Source organism: Streptomyces sp. NPDC053542 (genome assembly GCF_044544685.1).
Taxonomy (GTDB): Bacteria; Actinomycetota; Actinomycetes; order Streptomycetales; family Streptomycetaceae; genus Streptomyces.
Genome location: NZ_JBITXL010000001.1, coordinates 327269 through 351179, shown reverse-complemented (window position 1 = coordinate 351179; position 23911 = coordinate 327269). Strand labels below are relative to the sequence as shown.

At 72.7% G+C, this 23911-nt stretch carries 22 protein-coding genes; 13 read left to right on the top strand and 9 right to left on the bottom strand.

What is annotated here, in order from left to right:
- Nucleotides 1-80: 80 nt before the first annotated feature.
- From ACIGXO_RS01545 to ACIGXO_RS01505, 9 genes are all read left to right on the top strand, one after another.
- On the top strand, nt 81-1478 hold the full coding sequence (locus tag ACIGXO_RS01545) for a sugar porter family MFS transporter (protein ID WP_399778890.1): 1398 nt from the start codon (nt 81-83) through the stop codon (nt 1476-1478).
- Nucleotides 1479-1669: 191 nt separating this feature from the next.
- The gene (locus ACIGXO_RS01540; protein ID WP_399778889.1) at nt 1670-2941 is read left to right on the top strand and encodes an aspartate aminotransferase family protein; all 1272 of its coding nucleotides are present in this window, start codon (nt 1670-1672) and stop codon (nt 2939-2941) included.
- Between the two features lie 129 nt (nt 2942-3070).
- Nucleotides 3071-4582, top strand: a complete 1512-nt coding sequence (locus ACIGXO_RS01535) for an NAD-dependent succinate-semialdehyde dehydrogenase (protein WP_399778887.1) — start codon at nt 3071-3073, stop codon at nt 4580-4582.
- 164 nt (nt 4583-4746) lie between these two features.
- Nucleotides 4747-5010 carry a chaplin gene (locus ACIGXO_RS01530; RefSeq protein WP_399778885.1) on the top strand — a complete coding sequence of 88 codons (264 nt, stop codon included), beginning with the start codon at nt 4747-4749 and terminating at the stop codon, nt 5008-5010.
- A gap of 118 nt (nt 5011-5128) precedes the next feature.
- On the top strand, nt 5129-5593 hold the full coding sequence (locus tag ACIGXO_RS01525; RefSeq protein ID WP_399778883.1) for a PPC domain-containing DNA-binding protein: 465 nt from the start codon (nt 5129-5131) through the stop codon (nt 5591-5593).
- 222 nt (nt 5594-5815) lie between these two features.
- On the top strand, nt 5816-6352 hold the full coding sequence (locus tag ACIGXO_RS01520; RefSeq protein WP_399778882.1) for a Dps family protein: 537 nt from the start codon (nt 5816-5818) through the stop codon (nt 6350-6352).
- 237 nt (nt 6353-6589) lie between these two features.
- Nucleotides 6590-7132, top strand: a complete 543-nt coding sequence (locus ACIGXO_RS01515) for a 2Fe-2S iron-sulfur cluster-binding protein (RefSeq protein WP_399778881.1) — start codon at nt 6590-6592, stop codon at nt 7130-7132.
- The gene (locus tag ACIGXO_RS01510; protein WP_399778879.1) at nt 7129-8130 is read left to right on the top strand and encodes an FAD binding domain-containing protein; all 1002 of its coding nucleotides are present in this window, start codon (nt 7129-7131) and stop codon (nt 8128-8130) included. The genes ACIGXO_RS01515 and ACIGXO_RS01510 overlap by 4 nt, the downstream gene beginning before the upstream one ends.
- Nucleotides 8127-10223 carry a xanthine dehydrogenase family protein molybdopterin-binding subunit gene (locus ACIGXO_RS01505; RefSeq protein ID WP_399778877.1) on the top strand — a complete coding sequence of 699 codons (2097 nt, stop codon included), beginning with the start codon at nt 8127-8129 and terminating at the stop codon, nt 10221-10223. Before ACIGXO_RS01510 ends, ACIGXO_RS01505 begins: the two co-directional genes overlap by 4 nt.
- Before the next feature lie 30 nt (nt 10224-10253).
- Here ACIGXO_RS01505 and ACIGXO_RS01500 read toward each other — a convergent pair whose 3' ends face one another.
- Nucleotides 10254-11552, bottom strand: coding sequence for an MFS transporter (locus ACIGXO_RS01500; RefSeq protein WP_399778876.1), 1299 nt, complete (start codon nt 11550-11552; stop codon nt 10254-10256).
- A gap of 325 nt (nt 11553-11877) precedes the next feature.
- Here ACIGXO_RS01500 and ACIGXO_RS01495 point away from each other — a divergent pair, with 325 nt between their 5' ends.
- Entirely contained in the window at nt 11878-12147 is a 270-nt protein-coding gene (locus tag ACIGXO_RS01495; protein WP_051831192.1) for a hypothetical protein, read from the top strand.
- Nucleotides 12148-12272: 125 nt separating this feature from the next.
- On the opposite strand, the gene ACIGXO_RS01490 is transcribed toward ACIGXO_RS01495, so the two are convergent.
- From ACIGXO_RS01490 to ACIGXO_RS01470, 5 genes are all read right to left on the bottom strand, one after another.
- A complete protein-coding gene (locus tag ACIGXO_RS01490) occupies nt 12273-14333 on the bottom strand; it encodes a LuxR C-terminal-related transcriptional regulator (RefSeq protein ID WP_399778874.1) in 2061 nt (686 codons plus the stop codon).
- Between the two features lie 185 nt (nt 14334-14518).
- Nucleotides 14519-15004: a DUF1269 domain-containing protein gene (locus tag ACIGXO_RS01485; RefSeq protein ID WP_399778872.1), complete on the bottom strand. Its 486-nt coding sequence runs from the start codon at nt 15002-15004 to the stop codon at nt 14519-14521.
- Between the two features lie 39 nt (nt 15005-15043).
- On the bottom strand, nt 15044-15577 hold the full coding sequence (locus ACIGXO_RS01480) for an RDD family protein (protein WP_399778870.1): 534 nt from the start codon (nt 15575-15577) through the stop codon (nt 15044-15046).
- Nucleotides 15574-16149, bottom strand: a complete 576-nt coding sequence (locus ACIGXO_RS01475; protein ID WP_399778868.1) for a hypothetical protein — start codon at nt 16147-16149, stop codon at nt 15574-15576. Before ACIGXO_RS01475 ends, ACIGXO_RS01480 begins: the two co-directional genes overlap by 4 nt.
- A gap of 80 nt (nt 16150-16229) precedes the next feature.
- On the bottom strand, nt 16230-16745 hold the full coding sequence (locus ACIGXO_RS01470) for a DoxX family protein (protein ID WP_399778866.1): 516 nt from the start codon (nt 16743-16745) through the stop codon (nt 16230-16232).
- Nucleotides 16746-16936: 191 nt separating this feature from the next.
- Between ACIGXO_RS01470 and ACIGXO_RS01465 the strand changes: the two genes are divergently transcribed.
- The 3 genes from ACIGXO_RS01465 (at nt 16937) to ACIGXO_RS01455 (ending at nt 20837) form a co-directional block, all read left to right on the top strand.
- Nucleotides 16937-17596 (top strand): 4'-phosphopantetheinyl transferase, encoded by a 660-nt coding sequence (locus tag ACIGXO_RS01465; RefSeq protein ID WP_399778864.1) that lies wholly within the window; start codon nt 16937-16939, stop codon nt 17594-17596.
- A 164-nt stretch (nt 17597-17760) separates the two neighbouring features.
- A complete protein-coding gene (locus ACIGXO_RS01460; protein ID WP_399778862.1) occupies nt 17761-18357 on the top strand; it encodes a TetR/AcrR family transcriptional regulator C-terminal ligand-binding domain-containing protein in 597 nt (198 codons plus the stop codon).
- A gap of 98 nt (nt 18358-18455) precedes the next feature.
- Nucleotides 18456-20837, top strand: coding sequence for a DHA2 family efflux MFS transporter permease subunit (locus ACIGXO_RS01455; RefSeq protein ID WP_399778860.1), 2382 nt, complete (start codon nt 18456-18458; stop codon nt 20835-20837).
- A gap of 54 nt (nt 20838-20891) precedes the next feature.
- Here the strand turns inward: ACIGXO_RS01455 and ACIGXO_RS01450 are convergent, their stop codons facing one another.
- The 3 genes from ACIGXO_RS01450 to ACIGXO_RS01440 form a co-directional block, all read right to left on the bottom strand.
- The gene (locus ACIGXO_RS01450) at nt 20892-21485 is read right to left on the bottom strand and encodes a GNAT family N-acetyltransferase (protein ID WP_399778858.1); all 594 of its coding nucleotides are present in this window, start codon (nt 21483-21485) and stop codon (nt 20892-20894) included.
- Nucleotides 21486-21509: 24 nt separating this feature from the next.
- On the bottom strand, nt 21510-22871 hold the full coding sequence (locus tag ACIGXO_RS01445; protein WP_399778856.1) for an APC family permease: 1362 nt from the start codon (nt 22869-22871) through the stop codon (nt 21510-21512).
- A gap of 92 nt (nt 22872-22963) precedes the next feature.
- Nucleotides 22964-23848, bottom strand: a complete 885-nt coding sequence (locus ACIGXO_RS01440) for a carbon-nitrogen hydrolase family protein (RefSeq protein WP_399778854.1) — start codon at nt 23846-23848, stop codon at nt 22964-22966.
- Nucleotides 23849-23911: the final 63 nt, after the last annotated feature.

Genomic DNA, 23911 nt, shown 5'->3' with positions numbered 1-23911 from the left:
GCAGGACGACGGGCCGGGGCACGGCGGAGCGCAACCGGTACCAGCTGACCCCGCGTCAGCCCACCTGAAGGAGAGCTGCCTTGGCCCGCACCGACACCGTCCTCTCGCCCGAACCGGGCGCACCGCCGCGCAAGCGCGGACGTGCCGCGGTCGGCGCCTCCGCCGTCGCCGCGCTCGGCGGCTTCCTCTTCGGCTACGACACCGGGATCATCTCCTCGGCGCTGCTCCACATCACGCCGGAATTCCACCTCAGCTCCGGCATGCAGCAGGTCACCGTGGCGTCCCTGCTGCTCGGCGCGATCGTCGGCGTGCTGGTCAGCGGCGCGGTCACCGACGCCGTGGGCCGCCGCCGCACGCTGCTCACCGCCGCCGGCATCTTCACCGTCGGCGCCCTGGGCTGTGCCGCGGCCCCGGACGACGCCGTACTGATCGCCGCCCGTTTCGTCCTCGGCCTCGCCATCGGCACCGCCTCGCTCGCCGTGCCCGCCTACATCGCCGAGATCGCGCCCAAGGAGAGCCGCGGCAAGCTGGTCTCGCTCAACCAGCTGATGATCACCGTCGGCATCTTCGTCTCCTACCTCGTCGGCTACGCGTTCGACGACGTCACGGACGGCTGGCGCTGGATGCTCGGCATCGGCGCCCTGCCGTCCCTGCTGATGCTCGCCGGCGTCTTCCGGCTCTCGGAGAGCCCGCGCTGGCTGCTCACCCACGGCCGCCCGGACGAGGCCCGCGCGGTGCTCTGCCGCACCCGTACCGCGGAGGAGGCCGAGCGGGAGGTACGCGAGATCGAGGCGCTGGCGGCCCAGGAGTCGAAGATCGGCTACCGCGATCTGCTGCGCCCCGCCATGCGCCCCGCGGTCGTCCTCGGCGTGGTGGTCGCCGCGACCAACCAGCTCGTCGGCGTCAACGCGGTGATCTACTACGCGCCCACCATGCTCCAGCAGGCCGGCTTCGCCAGCTCCGCCGCGATCCTCTCCTCGCTCGGCATCGGCCTGGTCAACATGGTCCTCACCGGCATCGCGCTGCTCCTCGTCGACAAGGTCGGCCGCCGCCCGCTGCTGCTCGGCGGCACCGGCGTCGTCGTCCTCGCCCTCGTCCTGCTCGGCGCGCTCTACCTCTTCGGCGACGGACAGCCCGCGAGCGGCGGCCTGCTGGTCGCCGGGCTCTGCCTGTACATCGGCGCCTTCGCGCCCAGCCTGGGCCTGGCGATCTGGCTCATCAACAGCGAGATCTTCCCCACCGCGGCGCGCGGCAAGGCGTCCTCCTTCGGCAACGTCACGCACTGGGGCTTGGACTTCGCCATCTCGCTCACCGTGCTCACCACCATCCAGGCCCTCACCCCGACCGGCCTGTTCTGGCTCTACGCGGTCTTCGGCCTGCTCGGCGTCGGCTACCTCTACCGCAAGCTCCCCGAGACCAAGGGCCGCAGCCTGGAGGACATCTCGGCCTCCCTGCGCGGCGACCGGTCACCGGTGTGATCATGCCGTGAACGCGGCGACTGCGGGCCCGGCGCCCGCAGTCGCCGCGCGTGGCGAACACGTGGGTCGTTGACCCTCCCCACTCCTCTCCCACAAGGTGAGTAGGAGCCTGTGATTGATCCCGCCAGGGGCCGGGCACAGACTCCACCATCCATCCGCACCGCTTCAACGCCGTGGGAGAGAGCTGTCGTATGAGCCACCTTTCCGAGCATCTGCGCCAGGCCACACCCGTCGTCGCCGAGCGCGGCGAGGGCGTCCACCTCTTCGGTACGGACGGCCGCCGCTATCTGGACTTCACCGCCGGCATCGGCGTCACCAGCACCGGCCACTGCCACCCGCGCGTGGTCGCCGCCGCCCAGGAACAGGTGGCCACCCTGATCCACGGCCAGTACACGACCGTCATGCACCAGCCGCTCCAGAAGCTGGTCGCACGGCTCGGCGACGTACTGCCCCAAGGGCTCGACAGCCTCTTCTTCGCCAACTCCGGGAGCGAGGCCGTGGAGGCCGCGATGCGGCTCGCCCGGCAGGCCACGGGGCGGCCCAACATCGTCGTCTGTCAGGGCGGCTTCCACGGCCGCACGGTCGCCGCTGCCTCCCTCACCACCTCCGGCACCAAGGTCCGCACGGGCTTCGGCCCACTGATGAGCGGCGTGCACGTCGCGCCCTTCCCGAACGCGTACTACTACGGCCGGCACTACGGCTGGGACGAGGAGGCCACCACCCGCTTCGCGCTGCGCGAGTTCGACCACCTCCTGCAGACCGTCACGGACCCCGACGACACCGCCGCGATCATGGTGGAGCCGGTGCTCGGCGAGGGCGGCTACGTCCCCGCCAACAGCGCCTACCTGCAGGGCCTGCGGGAGCGCGCCGACCGGCACGGCATCCTGCTGATCCTGGACGAGGTGCAGACCGGCGTCGGGCGCACCGGCCGCTTCTGGGGCCACGACCACTTCGGCGTCCGGCCCGACATCGTCATCACCGCCAAGGGCCTGGCCAGCGGCTTCCCGCTGTCCGGCATCGCCGCCTCCGACGAGATCATGTCCAAGGCCCGGCCCGGGTCGCAGGGCGGTACGTACGGCGGCAACGCGGTCGCCTGCGCCGCGGCCCTCGCCACCCTCGACGTGGTCGAGGAGGAGGGGCTGGTCGGCAACGCCGCCACGATGGGCGCCCGGCTCCGCTCCGGCCTGGAGGACGTCGCCGCCAAGCATCCCGCCATCGGCGACGTCCGCGGACTCGGCCTGATGCTGGCGAACGAATTCACCACCGAGGACGGGGAACCCGACCCGAAGACCGCGACGCGCGTCCAGCAGGCCGCCGTCGAGGAGGGGCTGCTGCTCCTCACCTGCGGCCCCTGGGGCAACGTCGTCCGGCTGATCCCGCCGCTGATCGTCACCGAGCAGCAGATCGACGAGGGGCTGCGGGCCTGGTCCGCCGCCGTCCAGGCGGGCTGCGCCGACCGCTGAGCCATGCGGTGGGCAGCGCCGACCGCTGCGGCCCGCCCGCCGCCGGACCGGCCGGTCCCTCCCGCGCGGGGGACCGGCCGCCCGTACACCCGCCCGCTCCGCGTACCGACCCGCCGGGAGGCACCGCTCATGACCACGACCACCAGCACCCAGCCGTCGGGCTCCCCGGACGCACCGCGCTCCGGCATCCGCGTCATCGACGCCGTCCCCAAGCAGCTCTTCATCGACGGCGGGTGGCAGGACGCGGCCGGCGGCCGCACGCTGCCCGTGGACGACCCCGCCACCGGCCGCGAGCTGTGCCAGGTCGCCGACGCCGCGGCCGAGGACGGCCGGCGCGCCCTGGACGCCGCGGTCGCCGCGCAGCCGGACTGGGCGGCCACGGCGCCGCGCGCCCGCAGCGAGATCCTGCGCCGCGCCTACGAGCTGATCATCGAGCGCAAGGAGGACCTCGCCCTCCTGATGACCCTGGAGATGGGCAAGCCACTGGCCGAGGCGCGCGGCGAGGTCGGCTACGCGGCGGAGTTCTTCCGCTGGTTCTCCGAGGAGGCCGTGCGCATCGACGGCGGCATGTCGCGGACGCCCGACGGCGCCAACCGCGTCCTGGTCATGCGCCAGCCCGTCGGCCCCTGCATGCTCATCACCCCCTGGAACTTCCCGCTCGCGATGGGCACCCGCAAGATCGGCCCGGCGGTCGCGGCCGGCTGCACGATGGTCCTCAAGCCCGCCCCGCAGACCCCGCTCTCCAGCCTGGCGCTGGCCGCCATCATGACCGAGGCGGGCCTGCCGCCCGGCGTCCTCAACGTCGTCACCACCACGGACGCGGCCGGCGTCGTGGAGCCCCTGCTGCGCAGCGGTGACGTACGCAAGCTGTCCTTCACCGGCTCCACCCAGGTCGGCCGCATCCTCCTGGCCCAGTGCGCCGACACCGTCGTACGGACCTCCATGGAGCTGGGCGGGAACGCGCCGTTCCTCGTCTTCGCCGACGCCGACCTGGACAAGGCCGTGGACGGCGCGATGGTCGCCAAGATGCGGAACATGGGCGAGGCGTGCACCGCCGCCAACCGTTTCTTCGTGCACCGCTCGGTCGCCGACGAGTTCGCCACCCGGCTCGCCGAGCGGATGGGCGCCCTCACCGTCGGCCCCGGTACGCAGGACGGCACCGACGTCGGCCCGCTGATCGACGCGGCGGGCCGGAACAAGGCCGCCGACCTGGTCCAGGACGCCGTACAACGCGGCGCCAAGGCCCTGATCGGCGGCGAGGCACCGGACGGCGCGGGCTACTTCTACCCGCCCACCGTCCTCACCGACGTGCACCCCGGCTCCGCGCTGATGTCCACCGAGATCTTCGGCCCGGTCGCCGCGATCCTCACCTTCGACGACGAGGACGAGGCGGTCGCCGCCGCCAACGACACGGAATGGGGCCTGGTCGGGTACCTCTTCACGGAGAACCTGGACCGCGCGCTGCGGGTCGGCGAACGCCTGGAGACCGGCATGGTCGGCGTCAACACCGGACTGGTGTCCAACCCGGCCGCGCCGTTCGGCGGCATCAAGCAGTCCGGGCTGGGCCGCGAGGGCGGCCGGGCCGGCATCGAGGAGTTCCTGGAGATCAAGTACCTGGCCATTCCGGCAGGCCGGGGCTGACCGGCCGGGCCGGCCGGCGGACACTGGTGCTTCGTACGGTTTGATGTGCTCCGTACGGTCTTAAGTACTACTGCAATCAGGCGGTCCCGGTTTCGGCCAGGTGGCGAATGGGTCGCGGCCGGTGATTCTCCCTGAGAACAAGCCACCTCCTCATGGGAGAAAACATGTCCATCCGTACCGCCCTCGTGGCGACCGCCCTGGCCGCCGCGACGGTCCTCGGCGGCGCCGCCACCGCCGTCGCCGACGCCGAAGCGGAAGGCTCGGCGCACGGCAGCCCGGGTCTCATCTCGGGCAACGTCATCCAGGTGCCCGTGCACGTTCCGGTCAACGTGTGCGGCAACAGCATCAACATCATCGGGCTGCTGAACCCCGCACACGGCACCTGCGTGAACGGCCACCACGGCCACCACCACTGGAAGAACCGCTGACCGGTCGCCGTACCGCACATCGCACCCGCCGCCGGACCCCCGGGTTCGGCGGCGGGCGCCGTGGGGCAGGCGCACGGCACACGTGCCGCGCACCATCGACGAGCGGAGGCGAAGCGCGATGAAGACCAGGCTGCTGTACGAGGAGGCCGGGCTGCGCACGTTCGCACTGGTCATGGACAAGGGCGACGAGGCGGCCGGCCGGATCACCGCCTTCGCGCGCGAGCAGGGCATCAGCGGCGCGGGACTGACCGCGATCGGCGCCTGCCGCCAGGCCACCCTCGGCTACTTCGACCCCAAGATCATGGACTACCGCAGCACCCACTTCGACGGCCAGCTGGAGGTGCTGTCCCTGCTCGGGGACATCGCCACGCACAACGGGGAGCCCGCGCTGCACGCGCACCTCGTCCTCGGCCGCAAGGACTCCTCCGTCATCGGCGGCCACCTCCAGAAGTGCGTCGTCTTCCCGACGATGGAGGTCATCGTGACGGAGACCCCGGCCCACCTGCGCAAGCGGATCGATCCCGAGACCGGCCTGGCCCTCATCGCGCCGGACGCGTCCGACGGCCCGCCCGCCGGGTCCTGACCGCACTGCCTGCGGTACAACGGGAGGAAGCCGAGGAAGCCCGTATACCGGCGGGAAACGGGCGTTTGCCGCGTGCCGGGCGGTGGTACCCCTGTGGCGCACGCCCGGCGGCTCGCCGGGCCCGGACGCCCGGCACCCCGGCCGGGCCGGCAGAAGCCCGTCGAAGGAGACAGTGCCGTGGCCTCGAAAGCCGACTCGCAGCTCAGCTATACGGTTCCGGGCATGAGTGCCTCCGAGGGTTCGGAGGTCATCCAGCTGCTGCGGATGCGGCTGCACGCGCTCAACGACCTCGCCCTCACGCTCAAGCACGTCCACTGGAACGTGGTCGGCCCGCACTTCATCGCCGTGCACGAAATGCTCGACCCGCAGGTCGACGCCGTACGCGACATGATCGACACCACCGCCGAGCGCATCTCGACGCTGGGCGGCGAGCCCGCCGGTACGCCCGGCGTCATGGTCGCCGAACGCACCTGGGAGGACTACGCGATCGGCCGGGCCGAGTCGATCGAGCACCTGGGCGCGCTGGACGTCGTGTACACGGGCATCATCGAGGACCACCGCGCGGCGGTGCGCGCCACGGACGAGCCCGACCCGATCACCCAGGACATGCTCATCGAGCAGCTGCGCAGCCTGGAGCTGTTCCAGTGGTTCATCCGGGCGCACCTGGAGAACTCCGGCGGCAAGCTGAGCACGGCGCGGCAGACCAGCGAGACGGACGCGGCGCGGGCGGCGGGGAAGCAGGCCCGCCAGCAGCCGTGAACCGTTTATGACCCACCGTGCCCGGCAGGCCGTCGACCTGCCGGGCACGGTGTTGTGCAGGTCCGTAACGCGGACAGCCGCCGCCTTCCGGGCCGCCCGGGGCGCCGCGGCGGCCCGCACCGGGGTGGCCCGAGGGGCGGCCATTGGCCCGGACGAAGCGGTCCGCATTGGCCCGGACGAGGTGCGGAGCGCCCTGGTCCGTTTTCACTGCTCGCCTTCAGGGGCACCCCTGACTCCATGAGAAGCACGGAGGGTACGGGCGACGCGGACACCACCACCGCGCTGACCCTGCACATCAACGGCGAACGCCGGGCGCAAGTCGTCGACAACCGCACCACGCTGCTCGACCTGCTCCGCGAGGAAGCACGGCTGACCGGCGCCAAGAAGGGCTGCGACCACGGCCAGTGCGGGGCCTGCACGGTCCTGCTGGACGGCCGGCGCGTCAACTCCTGCCTGGTGTTCGCGGTGGCCGCCGACGGTGCGGAGGTCACGACCGTCGAGGGCCTGGCAAAAGGGGACACGCTGCATCCGCTCCAGGAGGCGTTCATCGCGCACGACGGTTTCCAGTGCGGCTTCTGCACGCCCGGCCAGATCTGCTCCGGCGTCGGGGCGATCGCCGAGGCGCAGGCCGGCTGGCCCAGCGCGGTGACGCCCGACGGCGCGCCGGACGGCCCGGTGGAGCTGACCGGCGGCGAGGTACGGGAGCGGATGAGCGGCAACATCTGCCGCTGCGGCGCCTACGTGAACATCATCGACGCGGTGCGGGAGGCGGCCCGGTGAAACCCTTCCGCTACGAGACGGCCACCGACCCCGCGACCGCCGTCGACCTGCTCTCCCGCGCACCGCGCGCGGCCTTCCTCGGCGGCGGCACCAACCTCGTGGACCTGATGAAGCTCGGGGTCGAGGTCCCCGAGATGCTGGTCGACGTCAGCCGGCTGCCGTTCGACGACATCACCGAGACGGACGACGGGGGACTGCGGGTGGGCGCCACCGTGCGCAACAGCACGCTCGCCGTGCACCCGGCCGCCCGCGAACGCTACCCGGCGCTCTCCCAGGCCCTGCTCGCCGGCGCCTCGCCCCAGCTGCGCAACCTCGCCACGATCGGCGGCAACCTGCTGCAGCGCACCCGCTGCACGTACTTCCAGGACATCGGCAAGCCGTGCAACAAGCGGCGGCCCGGCTCCGGCTGCCCCGCACGCAGCGGCATCCACCGCGACCTCGCGGTCCTCGGCGCCTCCCAGCACTGCGTGGCCACCCACCCCTCGGACATGGCGGTGGCCCTGACGGCCCTCGACGCGCAGGTGCACTGCGTCTCCGCCGACGGCGAGCGGACCCTGCCGGTGGCCGAGCTGCACCGGCTGCCGGGCGACACCCCCGACCAGGACACCGTCCTGCGGCACGGGGAGCTGATCACCGCCGTGGAGCTGCCGCCGCCGGTGCCCGGCGCCCGCTCGGCGTACCGCAAGGCCCGCGAACGCGCCTCGTACGCCTTCGCGCTCGCCTCGGCCGCCGCCGACCTGAAGGTGAGCGACGGCAACGTCGAGCACGTACGGCTCGCGTTCGGCGCGCTGGCCGCCAAGCCGTGGCGCGCCCGTGCCGCCGAGGCGGCGCTGCGCGGCCGGCCCGCCACCGAGGAGTCCTTCGGCCGGGCCGTGGACGAGGAACTGGCGGCCGCCGAGCCGCTGCGCGACAACGGTTACAAGATCCCCCTGGCCCGCCGGCTGGCCGTCGCCCTGCTGACGGACCTCGCGGGCACGCACGCGGAGGGTATGCGATGACGACCTTGCCCCGGACCCTGGGCGCGGACACCGCACGGCTGGAGAGCCGCGAGAAGGTGACCGGCACCGCGCGGTACGCCGCCGACCACGCACGCCCCGACGGCCTGTACGCCTGGGCGGTACCCGCCACGATCGCCCGCGGCGAGATCACGGCCGTCGACACCGGCACCGCGCTCGCCGACCCCGCCGTCGTCACCGTGCTCACCCACGAGAACGCGCCCCGGCTCGCCGAGGGCGACGACCCCACCCTCGCCGTCCTGCAGTCCCGGCACGTCGCGCACCGCGGCCAGATCGTCGCGCTCGCGGTCGCCACCTCCCTGGAAGCGGCCCGCGCCGCCGCGACCGCGGTACGCCTGGACTACAGCTCCGAGCCGCACGACGTCCTCCTCACCACCGACCACCCGGGCATCTATGCGCCCGAGACCGCCAACGGCGGCCACCCCGCCGACCGCGTGCGCGGCGACTTCGAGGCGGCCTACGCCGACGCCCCCGTACAGCACGACGCCGTCTACGAAACCCCGCCGCTGCACAACCACCCCATGGAGCCGCACGCCGCCACGGCCTGGTGGGAGGGCGAGCGGAAGCTCTGCCTGCACGACTCCAGCCAGGGCTCCTCGACCGTCCAGCAGATGCTGGCCCAGCTCTTCGCGCTCGGCCCGGACCAGGTGCTCGTCACCAGCGAGCACGTCGGCGGCGGCTTCGGCTCCAAGGGCACGCCGCGCCCGCACGTGGTACTCGCCGCCATGGCCGCCCGCGTCACGGGCCGCCCGGTCACCCTCGCCTTCGCCCGCCAGCAGATGCCCGCCGTCACCGGCCACCGCGCCCCGACGATCCAGCACCTGCGCATCGGAGCCGACCGCGACGGCCGCATCCAGGCCCTCGCGCACGAGATCACCACCCAGTCCTCCACGGTCCAGGAGTTCGTCGAGCAGGCCGCGGCGCCCAGCCGCACGATGTACGTCTCGCCGGCCAGCCGCACCACCCACCGGGTCGCCCGGCTCGACGTGCCCACTCCCTCCTGGATGCGCGCGCCCGGCGAGTGCCCCGGCATGTACGCGCTCGAAGCGGCCATGGACGAACTCGCCCTCGCCTGCGGCCTGGACCCCATCGAACTGCGGGTACGCAACGAGCCCGACCGCGAGCCGGACTCAGGCCGCCCGTACAGCAGCCGCCACCTCGTGGAATGCCTGCGCGAGGGCGCCCGCCGCTTCGGGTGGCAGGACCGCGACCCGCGCCCCGCGGCGCGCCGCGACGGCCGGCTGCTGCTCGGCACCGGCGTGGCCGCCTCGACGTACCCGGTCATGGTCGCCCCCTGCCACGCCGAGGCGCACGCCCGCGCCGACGGGCTGATCGACGTCCGGGTGAACGCCACCGACATCGGCACCGGCGCCCGGACCGTCCTCGCCCAGATCGCCGCCGACGCGCTGCGGCTGCCCATGGACCGGGTCCGCATCCGCGTGGGCTGCAGCGAACTGCCCGAGGCCCCGGTGGCCGGCGGCTCCTCCGGCACCTCCTCGTGGGGCTCGGCGGTGCACAAGGCGTGCGACGGACTGCGGCGCGCGCTGGAGGAGCACAGCGAGGTACCGGCGACGGGCCTGACGGTCGCCGCCGACACCACCGAGGAGAGCAAGGGCGGCAAGGAGTACGCACGCCACGCGTACGGCGCCCAGTTCGCCGAGGTACAGGTGGACACCGCGACGGGCGAGACCCGGGTACGGCGGCTGCTCGGCGTCTTCGCCGCGGGCCGCATCCTGAACCCGCGCACCGCCCGCTCGCAGTTCCTCGGCGGCATGACGATGGGCCTCGGCATGGCGCTGACGGAACACAGCACCATGGACCGCGAGTTCGGCGACTACGCCGAACGCGACCTGGCCATGTACCACGTCCCGGTCTGCGCCGACGTGCCGGACATCGACGTGCACTGGATCGAGGAGGAGGACCCGCACCTGAACCCGATGGGCTCCAAGGGCATCGGCGAAATCGGCATCGTGGGCACGGCGGCGGCTGTGACCAACGCGGTTCACCACGCGACCGGCGTGCGTATCCGCTCGCTCCCGGTCACGCCGGACGCGCTGCTGCCGCACCTTCCCTGACGATGCGTCAGGCAAGTGTCGTCCAGTCCGCTACGCGGCCCGCTCGGCCTCCACCTGCTCCAGCGACTTGCCCGCCGTGTTCGGCATGAACAGGCCGATGACGCCGCAGAGGAGGAGCGCGGCGGTGAGGAAGGCGGCGACCGGCGCGATGCCGGTGCTCGCCAGCGCGGGCACGAAGAACGACCAGACGCCGAGGACGACGCGGGACGTACCGAAGGTGATGCCCTGCGCCGTGCCGCGCAGCATCGTCGGGAAGACCTCCTGGCTGATGGTCTTGTAGACGGCCTCGCCCGCCATGGCCTGCCCGACGCCGAAGAGCACCACGTTGAAGACGATGACGGGGAGGGTGAAGGGCAGGAAGAGGAAGACACCGTACGCACAGACCTGCATCACCGAGCCGACGACCCACATCACCTTGCGGTAGCGGTGCCCGCGGTCCGCGTAGCGCATGTACACCGCGACCGTACCGACGATCACCAGCGCGAAGCTGGCGCAGGACAGGGCGACGCTGGTGGCCTGGGTGCCCGCGCCCAGGCTCTGGACCATGTACGGGGTGAAGATGCCGTTCGTGCCGGCCGCGAGGTTCCAGAAGAGGTAGATGCCGCCGGTGAACAGCAGTGCCCGCAGATGCGCGCCGCGCAGCAGCTCGCGCACCTTGGGCCGGGCCGCCGCGCCGCCCTGCGCCGCGGTCCGCCAGACCGCCGACTCGACCATGCCGCGGCGCAGCGCGTACGTCACCAGTGACACCACGAACAGGTGCAGGAAGACGATGCGGATGCCGAGCAGGCCGAGGTCCGACAGGGCCCAGGCCACCAGCAGCACCACCACCGGGCCGAGACTCCAGGTCACCTGGGTCAGCCCGAGCAGCTTGCCGCGCGCCTTGGCCGGGGAGAACTCGCCGACCAGCGCGAGCGAGGTCGGCACGTCCGCGCCGACGGCCAGGCCGACGACGAAGGTACCGGTGAACAGCATCAGCGGGTTCACCGCGAAGGCGATGAGCAGGATGGCCGCCGCGTAGACGAGCAGGTCGTACTGGTAGATCCGCTTGCGGCCGAGTTTGTCGCCCAGCCGCCCGCCGATGAACGCGCCGATCGCCGCGCCGATGGCGTTGGGGCCGATGGCCGTCAGCGCGCCGAGGCCGCTCGAGGAGAGCCCGAAGCGGTCCTGGAAGAGGGCGAGCCCGGAGCTGAGCGCGACGATCGACCCGGCGTCCAGGTAGGACGCCATGCCGGCCAGCCCGGTCCACTTCCACTGCTGCCGCGAGACGGCGCCGTCCCCGGCCGCCCCGTCGGCGGCGGACTGCGTGCTGGTGCCCTGCACGGATGTCACCTGGACTCCTTCGCCCCTCGCATGTTTGAAACGACTCAAACCATGGAGGGGAGATCCTCTGGAGTCAATAGGTGAAGCGGGTTTTCGCTTTGAAACCTTTCAGTACCTGGTTCAGGTCGCCCGCCGGGCTCGACCCCCTCGTCGGAGGCGGCGCGAACTGCTCGCTCCGGAGGGCGCATTGTGCCGCTGACCTGCGAAAAAGAGCCCTCAAGAGGGGTGTTGGAGCTGGCCGGAATCGACTAAAATAGAAGCAGTGTTCGAGGGAGCTCACGGGGGGTCCGGGGCTCTCGACCACGACAGGAGGGACCCTGTGACGGCTGCCGCAATGTCTTCGACGCGCCCGCTGTTCGACCTGCCGTACGCCCCGCTCGCGAAGAAGCCGCTGCCGGCAGGCCGGCCGCGCGAGTGGTACATCGCTCACAACCGCCGGCTCAAGGCCATGCGTCTGGCCATCGCCCTGCTCGACTCCGGTGTCCACACACCGGACCGCGCGCCGAACCGACTCATCCGTGACACCGCCGCGCTTGTCGGCATCCACCGCCCGTCCGACACCACCTGCCACATGGTCCGCACGCTGATGCGCTACACCCGCTGAACACAACGGTGAACACAACGCCGAACACCACGCTGAACATCCGCTGACGCGACCGCGGATACGGAGGGGCGGGCCGGTCTTCCGGCCCGCCCCGTCGTCGTATTGAACCGGTTGGGCACCGGCTCTTACGTCAGGTGGGGGAGCAGCCCCAGTTCGCGGGCGCGGCGGACGGCGGCGGTCCGGCGGCTCACGGACAACTTGCGGTAGACGCTCTTCAGGTGCGTCTTGACGGTGTTGACCGACAGCTGGAGTTCGGCGGCGATCTCGTCCGTGGCCATCGTGCGCGCCAGCTGGGCCAGTACGTCGAGCTCACGCCTGCTGAGCGCCACGGCCGGCTGCCGGGCGGTGCCGTTGCCGTCGGCCGGGGACGCTCCATTGCCGGCGGGAGGCGCCCCGTTGCGGGACGGGCCGGTCCAGGCGCGGACCATCTGGAGCGCGGCGTGCGAGGGGTCACCGGGGGAGGCGGCGGGCAACGGGGGCCGCTGCGCGGTCGCGGCGAGTTCGGCGGCGGCCCGGGACCGCCCGCGGAGCGCCTCCAGGAGGGCGAGTTCGACGAGGCAGTCGCGGCGCAACGCCGCGTTTCCCGCGGTACCGGCCGCCCTGAGCCCCGTCGTCAGGGCGCTCTCCGCCGCCGTCAGCCGGCCGCGCCGCAGCTCGGCACCGCCGCGGACCAGCTGGATCAGGGCGCGCAGCTCGGGATGGTCCACCTGGGACTCGCGGGGGAGGAGCGCGAAGAGGCGCTGTGCCTCGGCCGCCACGGCCGGCGCCGCCACGGGGTCCCGCATGCGCTCCAGTTGCGTACGGATCACCGCGTGCGTGAGGCGGAGCCGGGTCCCAAGAGCGTGGTCGGCGGGCGTCGTCGTAGCGGCGAGCAGGTGCTCCGCCTGCGTCAGGGCCGTGGCGCAGGCCGGCACGTCTCCGTGCGACAGCGCACTCGCCGCGGTGACGAGCACGGTCTCCGGACTGCCGTCGATGGCCGTCCCGGCGCCGGCTGTGGCTGAGGCTGCGGCTGCCGTTGCGGTGTGGGGGAGCCGGGTGGCCGTCAGGCCCAGTACCTGGCCGATCGCCAGGTGGTGGACGATCAGCCGGTGTGCGTACGGGCGGTCGTCCGCGGCGAGCGCGTGGCGTACCGCCTCGGAGAGCGAGCCGTTGTCGCTCAGCCAGGCCGCCGCCCGGTGGTGCAGTGCGGCGGCCTGTCCCGGGTGTTCGTCGAGCAGCCGGCGGCCCAGTGCCTCACCGGTCATGCGGTGGTACCGGTACCAGCCCTGCCCGCACGCCTCGAGGGACGCCTGCTCGCCGGCCACCGCGGCGAAGTGCCGCCCCGGCCGGTCGCCCGCCACCGCGGTGGCCAGGGCCGCGTTCACCCGGTCCAGGATGCTCGTCGTCAGGAGCAGGCGGCGCACTTCGGGCGGCTGTCCGTCCAGCAACTCCTCGACGAGGTAGCCGACGACCGCGTCGTCCGTGCCGCTGAACCGCATCGCGTACCGCTCCGGATCGGGCTGCCGCGCCAGTTCCAGGGCGGCGAGCCGCAGCCCCGCCGCCCAGCCCTCGGTGCGTTCGCGCAGCGATGCGACGGCGCGGCGGGGGAGTGCGATGCCGTGCAGCGCGAGCAGCTCCGCCGTCTCCCGGTCGTCAAAGGACAGCGCGTCGGTACGGAGTTCGGTGAGGTCGCCGGCGAGGCGATGCCGGTGGAGGTGCAGCGGCGGGTCCCCGCGCGCCGCCACCACCAGCCGCAGCGTCCGGCCGGCGTGCGCGAGCAGGTACGACACCCCGGCGGCGCACGGCGCGTCGGCCCCGGTCGGCAAACCGTCCAGCACCAGCACCACCGGCCCGCCCCCGGCCACCAGCGCCTCGGCGAGCCGGGCGGCCACCGGGAGCCCGTTGCCCACGACACCGGGCCGCTCCCCGTCCGGTACTGCGTCCCCGTCCGGTACCCCAACGCCCGCCGCCCCCAACGCCCGTGTCACCCGCGCCCAGAAGAGGCCCGGCGGCTCGGGGGCGTTGTCACACGTCACCCGCGCCACCGGGCCCGGTGCGGTGCCCGTGTGCGCCCACTGCGTCAGCAAGGCCGACTTGCCGGCTCCCGGCGGGCTGATGACCACGGTCAGCGGGCCGAGTACGCCGGCGGAGAGCCGTGCCACCAATCGGGGCCGGGGGACGAGCCGTGCGCCCGGGGACTCGCCCATCGCCGGCCCCTCGCGTCGCAGGGCCGCTCACGGAGCGGACGGTTCGAGTCGCTCGCGGAGCGGATGTGTCCGACGAGTCTGCCGTCCCTCCGTGCGCGCGGCAGCCCGTACGCACGGATCTCACTCCGCGGCCGTACTGCCTTCCTCAACCGGCCGGGTGCCGCCCCGTCTCTTTGCTGCGTCGGTCAGGTCCCCTGGAGTGCGGAGATCAGTTCCTCCTCGCGGTCCTTGGTGAGCGAGGTACGGATGACGGTGGGGTTGAACGGGCGCAGCGCCTCCCGTACCCGGTCCGGCGTGGACCGCCGGACGAGGGCGAACACCGCGGCGCGCCCGGGTTCCAGCGTGCCGGCCACTTCCTTGATGAACGAGTCGTTCACGCCGACGTCGGTGAGCTTGCCGATGGCCGCGCCCGAGGCGGCGCCGACGGCCGCGCCGAAGACCGGCATCAGGAACAGCATGCCGAACAGCGTCCCCCACAGGGCGCCGCCGGCCGCCCCCGTGGCGGTGGGGTGGTACGTCTGCTTCACATGGATCTTGCCGTCCTGCGTCCGCCACGCCAGCGCGGCGTCCTCCAGGTCGAGCAGCTCCTGGCGGGAGAGTTCCTGGCCGAGCCGCATGACGGCCTCGGCCTTCTCCTTGTCCGGGAAACCGAGTACGACGAGATCGGTCATCGCAGCCTCCTACGGAGCAGCCTTCTACGGAGCAGCCCCCTACGGATCTGACTCCGGCGTCCCATTGAGCCGCCTCGCGCGCCCGGCCGCGTCACCCGGAACGGGTGAAGTGCGCCCGTCCCAGTCGTGGACGACGACGCTGGCCACGACGAGGTCCTGGAGTGATCGGCTGTGCCGGCTGACCGGTATCCAGAGCAGGCCCCACGGGAACGCCACGCACAGCGCCGCCCGCAACAGGGCGCGGCCGGGCCCGAGCGGCCGTCCCGACCGCGCGGCCACCCGCAGCCCCATCAGCCGGGCCCCGGCCGTACGGCCGCCCATCAGCCAGCTTCCCGCGAGGTAGCCGACCGCGAGGGCGGCCGCGCACGCGGTACTGATGCGGGGCGGCAGGTGCGGGAGCGCGAACGGCGGCCCGGTGACCATGAACCGCACGGCCGCGGCGGCCAGCAGCGCGGCGAGCCCGATGCCGAGTACGGCGAACGCGTCGATGAGCGCGGCGACCGTACGGGACACCAGTCCCGCCGCCCGCCCCTGCATCCGGACCGGGTCGTACCGCCGCCCGCCCGCGGTCACGGCGGCGCGGGGTCCTTCGGCGCGGGTGGGTCGGGGCCGGGCGGGCCGAGCCCCGGAAGCTGCGGTGGGATGCTGTCACCGCGCCGGCGCAGCAGCCGGTCGGCGGCCCGGTTCACCAAGCGGTCGGCGTGCATGGCCTGGACGCGGAACGTGCTGACGGTCTCCTCGGCCATCCCGCCGCCGGTCTCCCGCACGACCTGGCCGAGGTCGATCTCCCGGAGCACCTGCTCGGTGATCGCGACCAGGTCGATCCGGTCCACTATCGCGTCGATGTCGACCCGGTCGGCGATCCTGCGCACATCGACCCGGTCTGCCGCCGCGTCGAGATCCAGCCGGGCCGCCACCGCGTCGACATCGACCCGGTCCACCACCGCGTCCAGGTCCAGCTGTTCCAGTACGGGGACCACCACCGTACGGACCAGCACCCGGACCGCCGTACGGAGCGTCGTACGGGCCGTTGCGCGGGCCAGCTCCCGCACCGCATTGGTTGCGTGACCCACGCCCGCCGGTACGGCCCGGAGCGCGGCGGCCCGGCCCCAGGGGACGGCGCAGCCGCCGGGGTGTTCCTTCACAGCGGCATCGCAGCACGCCCGCCGGGGCCCGGCCTCCTCCGCCACGGGTGACCTGCCGCGGGCCGCACCCGGTCAGGCGGTCAGCCGACCGGCAGCCGCTTGCTGATCTTGTGCGTCTTGCAGGCCGTGCGGGCGCGCAGCGCCGCCTCGCGGCGGGCCTGGTGTGCCGCGTGCCGGCCCTGCCAGGCGAGGGACGGTTTGCCGTGGGTGTCCGCCGAGGCGATGAGCAGCCCGCCGAGCATGGAGAGGTTCTTGAGGAACTGGATGCGCTCCTGGGTGCGCGTCCCTTCGTCCTCGGCCTCCCAGAACCGGTGCCCGGCGAGGGTCGTGGGCACCAGCGTGGCCGCGATGGCCAGCGCGGACACCCGGGGGAAGCGGCCGATCGCCAGCAGGGAGCCGGCCACCAGCTGCACACCGCCGCTGATCCGGACGAGGTGCTCGGTCTGTTCCGGCAGGCCGGGAATGCGCTGGGCGATCGGCTGGGCGATCGGCTCGGCGGCCGGAACCAGGGGCTCGGGATTGCGCAGGGTCTGGAGGCCCTGGATGACGTAGGTCGAGGCCAGCATGGGCCGGGCGAGAAGTCGCAGTACAAGCATGGCGCACGAGTGCCCCTTCGGGCCCGGTCTCATCCCTCGCTCCGGTCCGCGCCCCTCGGATGGGGCAACTGCCTGCCCGCCCGGTTGCGCACCGCCCCGGCCGCCCTTCACTCTGCGCCCCGCACCGTCTTTACTTCAGTGGTGACCTACGAGTTCCGCGCCCTTCCCGCCACCACCTCCGGGACCCCCGCATGATCGACAAGCTGCTGCCCGCGCCCGTGATCACCGCCGAGGCGTTCCACGACGTCCCGGTGTCGGACATGTTCCCCGAGGAACTGGCCCTGGTGGCCGACGCGGTACCCAAGCGGCAGCAGGAGTTCGGGACGGTGCGCGGCTGCGCCCGCGACGCGCTCGCCCGGCTGGGCTTCGCCCCCGCGCCCCTGCTGCCGGGGCCCGATCGCGCACCGCGCTGGCCGGCCGGCGTCGTCGGGGCGCTCACCCACTGCACCGGCTACCGCGCCGCGGCGGTCGCCCGCGCCACGGAGGTGCTGACCGTGGGCCTGGACGCGGAGCCGCACGAGCCGGTGGCCGATGACGGCGTACTGGAGCTGGTCACCCTTCCCGAGGAGCGGGCCCAACTGGCCCGGCTGGCCGAGCTGATGCCCGAGGTCTGCTGGGACCGGCTGATCTTCAGCGCGAAGGAGAGCGTCTACAAGGCGTGGTATCCGCTCGCCCGCCGCTGGCTCGGTTTCGAAGAGGCGCACCTCACCCTCGACCCGACGGACGCCACCTTCACCGCCCGCTTCCTCGTCCCCGGGCCGGTGGTCCGGGGCCGGGAGCTCACCGGGTTCAGCGGCCGGTGGCTGATCGGCTCGGGGCTGGTGACGACGGCCGTGGTGCTGCCCGCCTGAGACCGCGCGGATGCGGGGCGGCGGGTGGGGGCGCAGCCTGGTAAGGGATCCCACCTGCTGTTACGGAGGCGACTATCGGAACGTTTGCGTTTCGATCGGAGCGGGGCGTACGCTCGAAGAGGCTAAGAGTACGAAACCGTTTCGATCCGTTGTTCGGGGTGGACATGCCCGTCACCACGCCGCCGTCCGCAGCACGCCGGACGCGGCTCTCGCCGGAGCGCGAGAGTGAGCTGTACACCGCGGTCCTGGACCTGGTGCGCGAGGTCGGCTACGAGAACCTCACCCTGGATGCCGTCGCCACCCGCTGCCGGTGCAGCAAGGCCACGCTGTACCGCCGCTGGCACGGGAAGCCCCGGCTGGTCTCCGCCGCGCTGCGGGCTCTGCGGCCGTTCTCGCTGGAGGACCTGGACACCGGTTCGCTCCGCGGTGACGTGCACGAGCTCGCCCGGCGGATCGGGGACGCCAAGAAGGACATCGACCTGATGCGCGGGATCACGCACGCCGTGCACAGGGATCCGGAGCTGGCCGAGGCCATGCACACGGCCCTGATCCAACCCGAACTGGAGGTGATGCAGGCGATGCTGGACCGGGCGGTCGCCCGCGGCGAGGTCGATGCCGACTGCCCGGCGATCCCCTTCTTCCCGCACGCACTGTCCGGCGCCGTCTTCGCGCGCCCGATGATCGAGCAGCGCCCCGCGGACGCCGCGTACCTCACGCGCTATCTGGACGCCGTGGTGCTTCCCGCCCTGCTGCGGACCTGACGCCGGCCCGGGCGCGACGCCGGGCGGCACGCACGAGAACCACCCCCGGGGACCCCGGAAGAGGAGCACCGGACCCCGGAAGATCCGAAGGACTCCGTATGACCTCCACCCGTGTCGATGCAGGCGCCGACGCCGGGCAGCCGGCCGAGGCGCCGTCCGGCGGCCGGGCGACGGGGCACACGCCCCACCGCTGGTGGGTGCTGGCCGTCATCGGCCTCGCCCAGCTGATGGTGGTGCTGGACGCCACCATCGTGAACATCGCCCTCCCGTCCGCCCAGCGCGACCTGGGCTTCAACAACGACGGCCGGCAGTGGGTCGTCACCGCCTACTCCCTCGCCTTCGGCTCCCTGCTGCTGCTCGGCGGACGCCTCGCCGACCTCTTCGGACGCAAGACGACGCTGATCATCGGTCTGGTCGGCTTCGCCGGGTCCTCGGCGCTGGCCGGCGCCGCGAACGGCTTCTCGATGCTGGTCATCGGCCGGGCGCTGCAAGGACTCTTCGGCGCGCTGCTGGCGCCGTCCGCGCTGTCCCTGCTGACGACGACGTTCACCGACGCCAAGGAACGCGCCAAGGCATTCGGCATCTTCGGTGCGATCGCCGGTTCCGGCGGCGCCATCGGGCTGCTGCTCGGCGGCGTACTGACCGAGCACCTGGACTGGCGCTGGACCCTGTACGTCAACCTCGCCATCGCCGTCGTGGCGGTCATCGGCGCGCTGATCTTCGTCCGCCGCCCCGCGCCCACCGCGCGGCCCCGGCTCGACCTCTTCGGCACGCTGCTCGTGGCGGCGGGGCTCTTCGGCATCGTCTTCGGCTTCTCCAGTGCCGAGACGCACGCCTGGAGCCACTGGATGTGCTGGGCGTTCCTCGCGGGCGGCGGCGTGCTGCTCCTCGCGTTCGTGCTCTGGGAGACGCGCGCCGGCCATCCGCTGCTGCCGCTGCGGGTACTGGGTGACCGCAACCGCGCCGCGTCCTTCATATCCGTGTTCATCTCCGGCGCCGGCATGTTCGGGGTCTTCCTCTTCCTGACCTACTACCTGCAGCAGACCCTCGCGTACACGCCGGTCAAGACCGGTCTCGCGTTCCTGCCCATGGTCGGCATGCTGATGGTGATGGCGCAGCTGTCGATGAACTTCCTCGTGCCGAAGATCGGGCCCAAGCCGATCGTGCCGCTGGGCATGCTGTTCGCCGGGGCCGGCATGATCTGGCTGACGCGGCTGGACCTGGACAGCACGTACGCCGCGCACGTCCTGCCGCCGCTGCTGGTGATGGGCTTCGGCCTCGGCATGGTCATGCCGCCCGCGATGAGCCTGGCCACGCTGGGCGTCGCACCCAGCGACCAGGGCGTCGCCTCGGCGACGGTCAACACGATGCAGCAGGTCGGCGGTTCGATCGGCACCGCACTGTTCAACACGATGGCCGCCAGCGCCGTCACCAACTACCTCGCGGACCGCAAGCCGACAAAGCTGAACCAGGCCGAGGCCGCGCTGCACAGCTACGACGTCGCGTACTGGTGGGCCGCCGCCTTCTTCGCCGCAGGACTGGTCATCACGCTGCTGCTGTACCGCAGGGGCAAGGCCGTCGCCGATCACGGCCCGGCCGTACCGGTGGAGCCGGAGCACCACGGCCATGGCCACGGCCGGCACGGCGCCGCGCACGACGAGTCGGTACCGGAGGACGGCACGGCGACGACCGGGCTTCCGGTGACCGCGGCGGCCGCGGTGCCGGCCGGCCCCTCCGTGCACGGCCGGGTGCTGGACGCGGCGGGCGCGCCCGTGCCGGAGGCCGCCGTCACGCTGATCGACTCCCAGGGCAGCCAGCTCGGCCGCGCCACGGCGGCAGCGGACGGCCAGTACGCGATGGCCACCCCGGCCGCCGGCAGCTATGTACTCGTCGGCGCGGCCGCCGGGCACCAGCCGCGGGTGGCGACCCTGGCTGTCGGCGCGGAGCCGGTCGCGTTCGACCTGATGCTCGCCGGGACCGGCGGCCTCGAAGGCACGGTGCGGGCCGGCTCGTCGCCGGTGCCGAATGCGCTGGTCGTGGCCACCGACGAGCGCGGTGACGTGATCGAGGCGGCCTCCTCCGGCGAGGACGGCGGCTACCGCCTGGCCTCGCTCGTGCCGGGCACCTACACCCTGACGGCGAGCGCGACGGGCTTCCAGCCGTACGCCGGCCTCGTCGAGGTCTCCGGTGGCGTGCCGACCCGCCAGGACGCGGTACTGCAGTCCGCCGCGACCCTCAGCGGCACGGTGCACAACGGCGCGGGCGCGCCGCTCGGCGAGGCCCGCGTCTCGTTGCTGGACCCCGCGGGCAATGTGGTGGCGGTCCGCACGACGGGTCCGGACGGCGCGTACGCGTTCACCGACCTGTCCGGCGGCGAGTACACGGTCGTGGCCAGCGGCTACCCGCCGGTCGCCACTCCGCTGACCGTCGGCGCCGCGGGCCACGACGGCTTCGACATCACGCTCACGTACGGGGACTGACACCCCGGACTCCAAGGAGGGCGGCATCCGTGCGTACGGATGCCGCCCTCCTCGTCATTGCGCCGGGCGCCACATCGGCCAGAGCGCCGGGCCGTCGGCGTGCGGGCGGAGTTCCGCGCTGACGGTGAAGCCGAAGTGCTCGTAGAACGGGATGTTGTCCGGCTTGGAGGACTCCAGGTGGACGGGGAGGCCCGCCGCGTCGGCGCGGGCGAGGCCCGAGCGGAGCAGGGCGGCGCCGTGGCCCCGGCCGCGGACCTCCGGGTCGGCGCCGATCACCGCGAGGTACCAGTGCGGTTCCTCGGGCGTGTGCGCGGCGACCTGTTCCACGACCTCACGCAGCAACAGGGCACGTTCGCCGAGGATGTCCATCAGCTCGTGCACCGTGCCGGCGTCCGGTACGGCCTTGTCGCGGGCCTCCGGCGGGACCCAGAACGCCGCGGCGGAGCCGGTGAGTTCGCACCTGCCGTGCGGTCCGTACTGCCGGCGGAAGAGCGTCGCGAAGTAACGCCCCAGCCGCTCACCGCGCGTGGCGGCGTCGGGCAGCAGCCAGGACATCAACGGGTCGTCGTCGAAGGCCCTGGCCAGTGACCGGCTGATCGACTCCGCGTCGCCGGGCGTGGCGGCTCTCGGGGTGCATATGTTCGGCATGCCGCACATTCTGCCCGGAAATGATCAGTTGGGTGTACCGGCTTTCGCGGGTTCCTCCGTGAAGTCCATCTCCGGCGGTGGGACGCGGAACAGGCGGGTGAGGTAGGCGAGATAGCAGATGCCGAGGGCGAGCCAAATGAGGCCGAGGGTGAGGGCCTTGCCGTCGAGGCGGCTGAGGAGCCAGAGGTCGACCGCGGCGCCGACGGCGGGGAAGGCCACGTAGGTGACCGCATTGAGCCGGTTCCCGGCTCGGCGTTCGCGCAGGTACGTCGCGATGACGCTGACGTTGACGAGCGTAAAGGCCGTGAAGGCACCGAAGTTGATGAAGGACGTGGACGTCGTCACGCTCAGCCGCAGGGCGATCAGGCCGATCAGGCCGGTGAGGGCGATGTTGAGGGCGGGGGTGCGGAGCCGGGGATGGAGGTAGCCGAAGAGGCGGCGGGGGAGGACGCCGTCACGGCCCATCGCGTACAGCAGCCGGGAGGCGCTGGCCTGGGCGGCGATGCCGGAGGCGAACTGGGCGACGACCAGCCCTGCGAGGAAGAACGAGGCGAACAGGTCGCCCGCGATGGTCTTCGCGATCTCGAAGGCCGCCGAGTCGGGCTCGTCGAACGCCGCGCCGGGGTGGACGAGCTGGGTCGTGTAGGCGAGGGCGACGAAGATGCCGCCGCCGATGAGGGCGGTGAGGAGGATGGCGCGCGGGATGGTGCGCTTCGGGTCGACGGCCTCCTCGGTGAGCGTGGTGACGGCGTCGAACCCGAGGAAGGAGTACGCGGCGACGGCAGCGCCCGCGGAGATGCCGGTCACGGTGGTCGCGTCGTTGACGAACGGCGTGGTGCTGAACAGCGCCCCGGTACCGCCCTGGTGGAAGACGTGCAGCAGGGAGAGGACGGCGAAGAAGCCGATCACCAGCACCTGGAAGGCCATGAGCAGGTCGTTGGCGCGCTCGGCGGTGCGGATGCCGCAGATGTTCAAGGTGGTGGTGAGGGCGATGAAGGCGAGGATCCACACCCAGGACGGGACGGCGGGGAACTCGGCCTTGAGGTAGGCGGCGCCGATCAGCCAGATGACCATGGGCAGGAAGAAATAGTCCAGCAGGGTCGCCCAGCCGACGAGGAACCCGGCCCGCGAGTCGATGGCACGCCGTACGTAGGTGTACGCGGAGCCGGCGACGGGGTGGCGGGCCGCCATCTTGCCGTAACTGTGCGCGGTGAAGATCATCGCGACCATGGCGAGCAGATACGCGGTGGGCACGGCGCCGTGCGTCTCACCGGCGACGACGCCGAAGGTGCCGAGCACGATCAGCGGGGCCATATAGGCGAGGCCGAAGGCGACGACGCCTCTCAGGGTCAGGGTCCGGCGGAGCGCGGGGGCTGGCTCGGTCACGGCGGGGCTCCAGAAGTGGTGGTGCGGAGGGGAGGGGGCTCTCAGGGGACTTAACGGCACGGGGGGCAGGGGCGGGTGTTAAGGGCATGGGATCAGGGGCGGGCCCGGTGCGGGCCGGGGTGCCAGGTGCGCGGGTCGATCCGGCCGTCGTACAGCGGCAGCTCGATGGCGGCGTCCCGCTCCCCGAAGTGGTCCCACATCCGGCTGAGGCCCGCCGTCCCGTGCGTGCGGACCCGCTCGACGTCGTCGAGGTCCAGCACGTCGGTGAGGACGGTGGGAGCGGAGTCCGCCGCTTCGGTACGGACCCGGCCCTCGGGGTCGACGATCAGGCTGCGGCCGGTGCCGTCGGGCCCTGCCGTGTTCACGCTGAGCACGTACACCTGGTTCACGATGGCGTTGGCGCGCGCGAGCACCAGCTCCTGCGCCCGGTCGGCGGTGGTCGTCATGACGGGGTTCACGATCACCTCGGCGCCCATCCAGGCCAGCTGCCGCGCGACCTCCGGGAACCAGGCGTCGTAACAGATCGCGAAGCCGACCCGGCCGGCGTCCCCGAGGTCCGCGACGACGAAGCGGTCCCCGGCCGCGTACGGCTCGTACGGCCGCCAGGGGAAGACCTTGCGGTACGAGGCGGCGAGCCGGCCTTCGGGGGAGAAGGCCAGGGCGGTGTTGAACAGCTCGCCGCCGGGCCCCCGTTCGCACACGGTGCCGGGCAGCAGCCAGATGCCGAGGTCACCGGCGAGCTCGGCGAGGGCCTTGGTCCGCGGGCCGTCCAGCGGCTCGGCGGCGTCCTGCAGCCGGGCCTCGCTCTCCTCCCGGTTGCCCGTCACGCCGCAGAGGTGCAGCTCCGGATAGGCGACCAGCCGCGTCCGCGGGAACTTGTCCAGCAGCGCATGGACGTCTTCGGCGAAGCCGGACAGGGGTGCTTCGGCGGGGCGGGCCGGTGCCTGGGCGAGTGCGACGGGCAGCGGGCGGGACATGGACGTCACCTGTCTTCGAGCGGAACGGGAGGGCGGTCAGCGGATGCCCGAGAAAAATAGAGC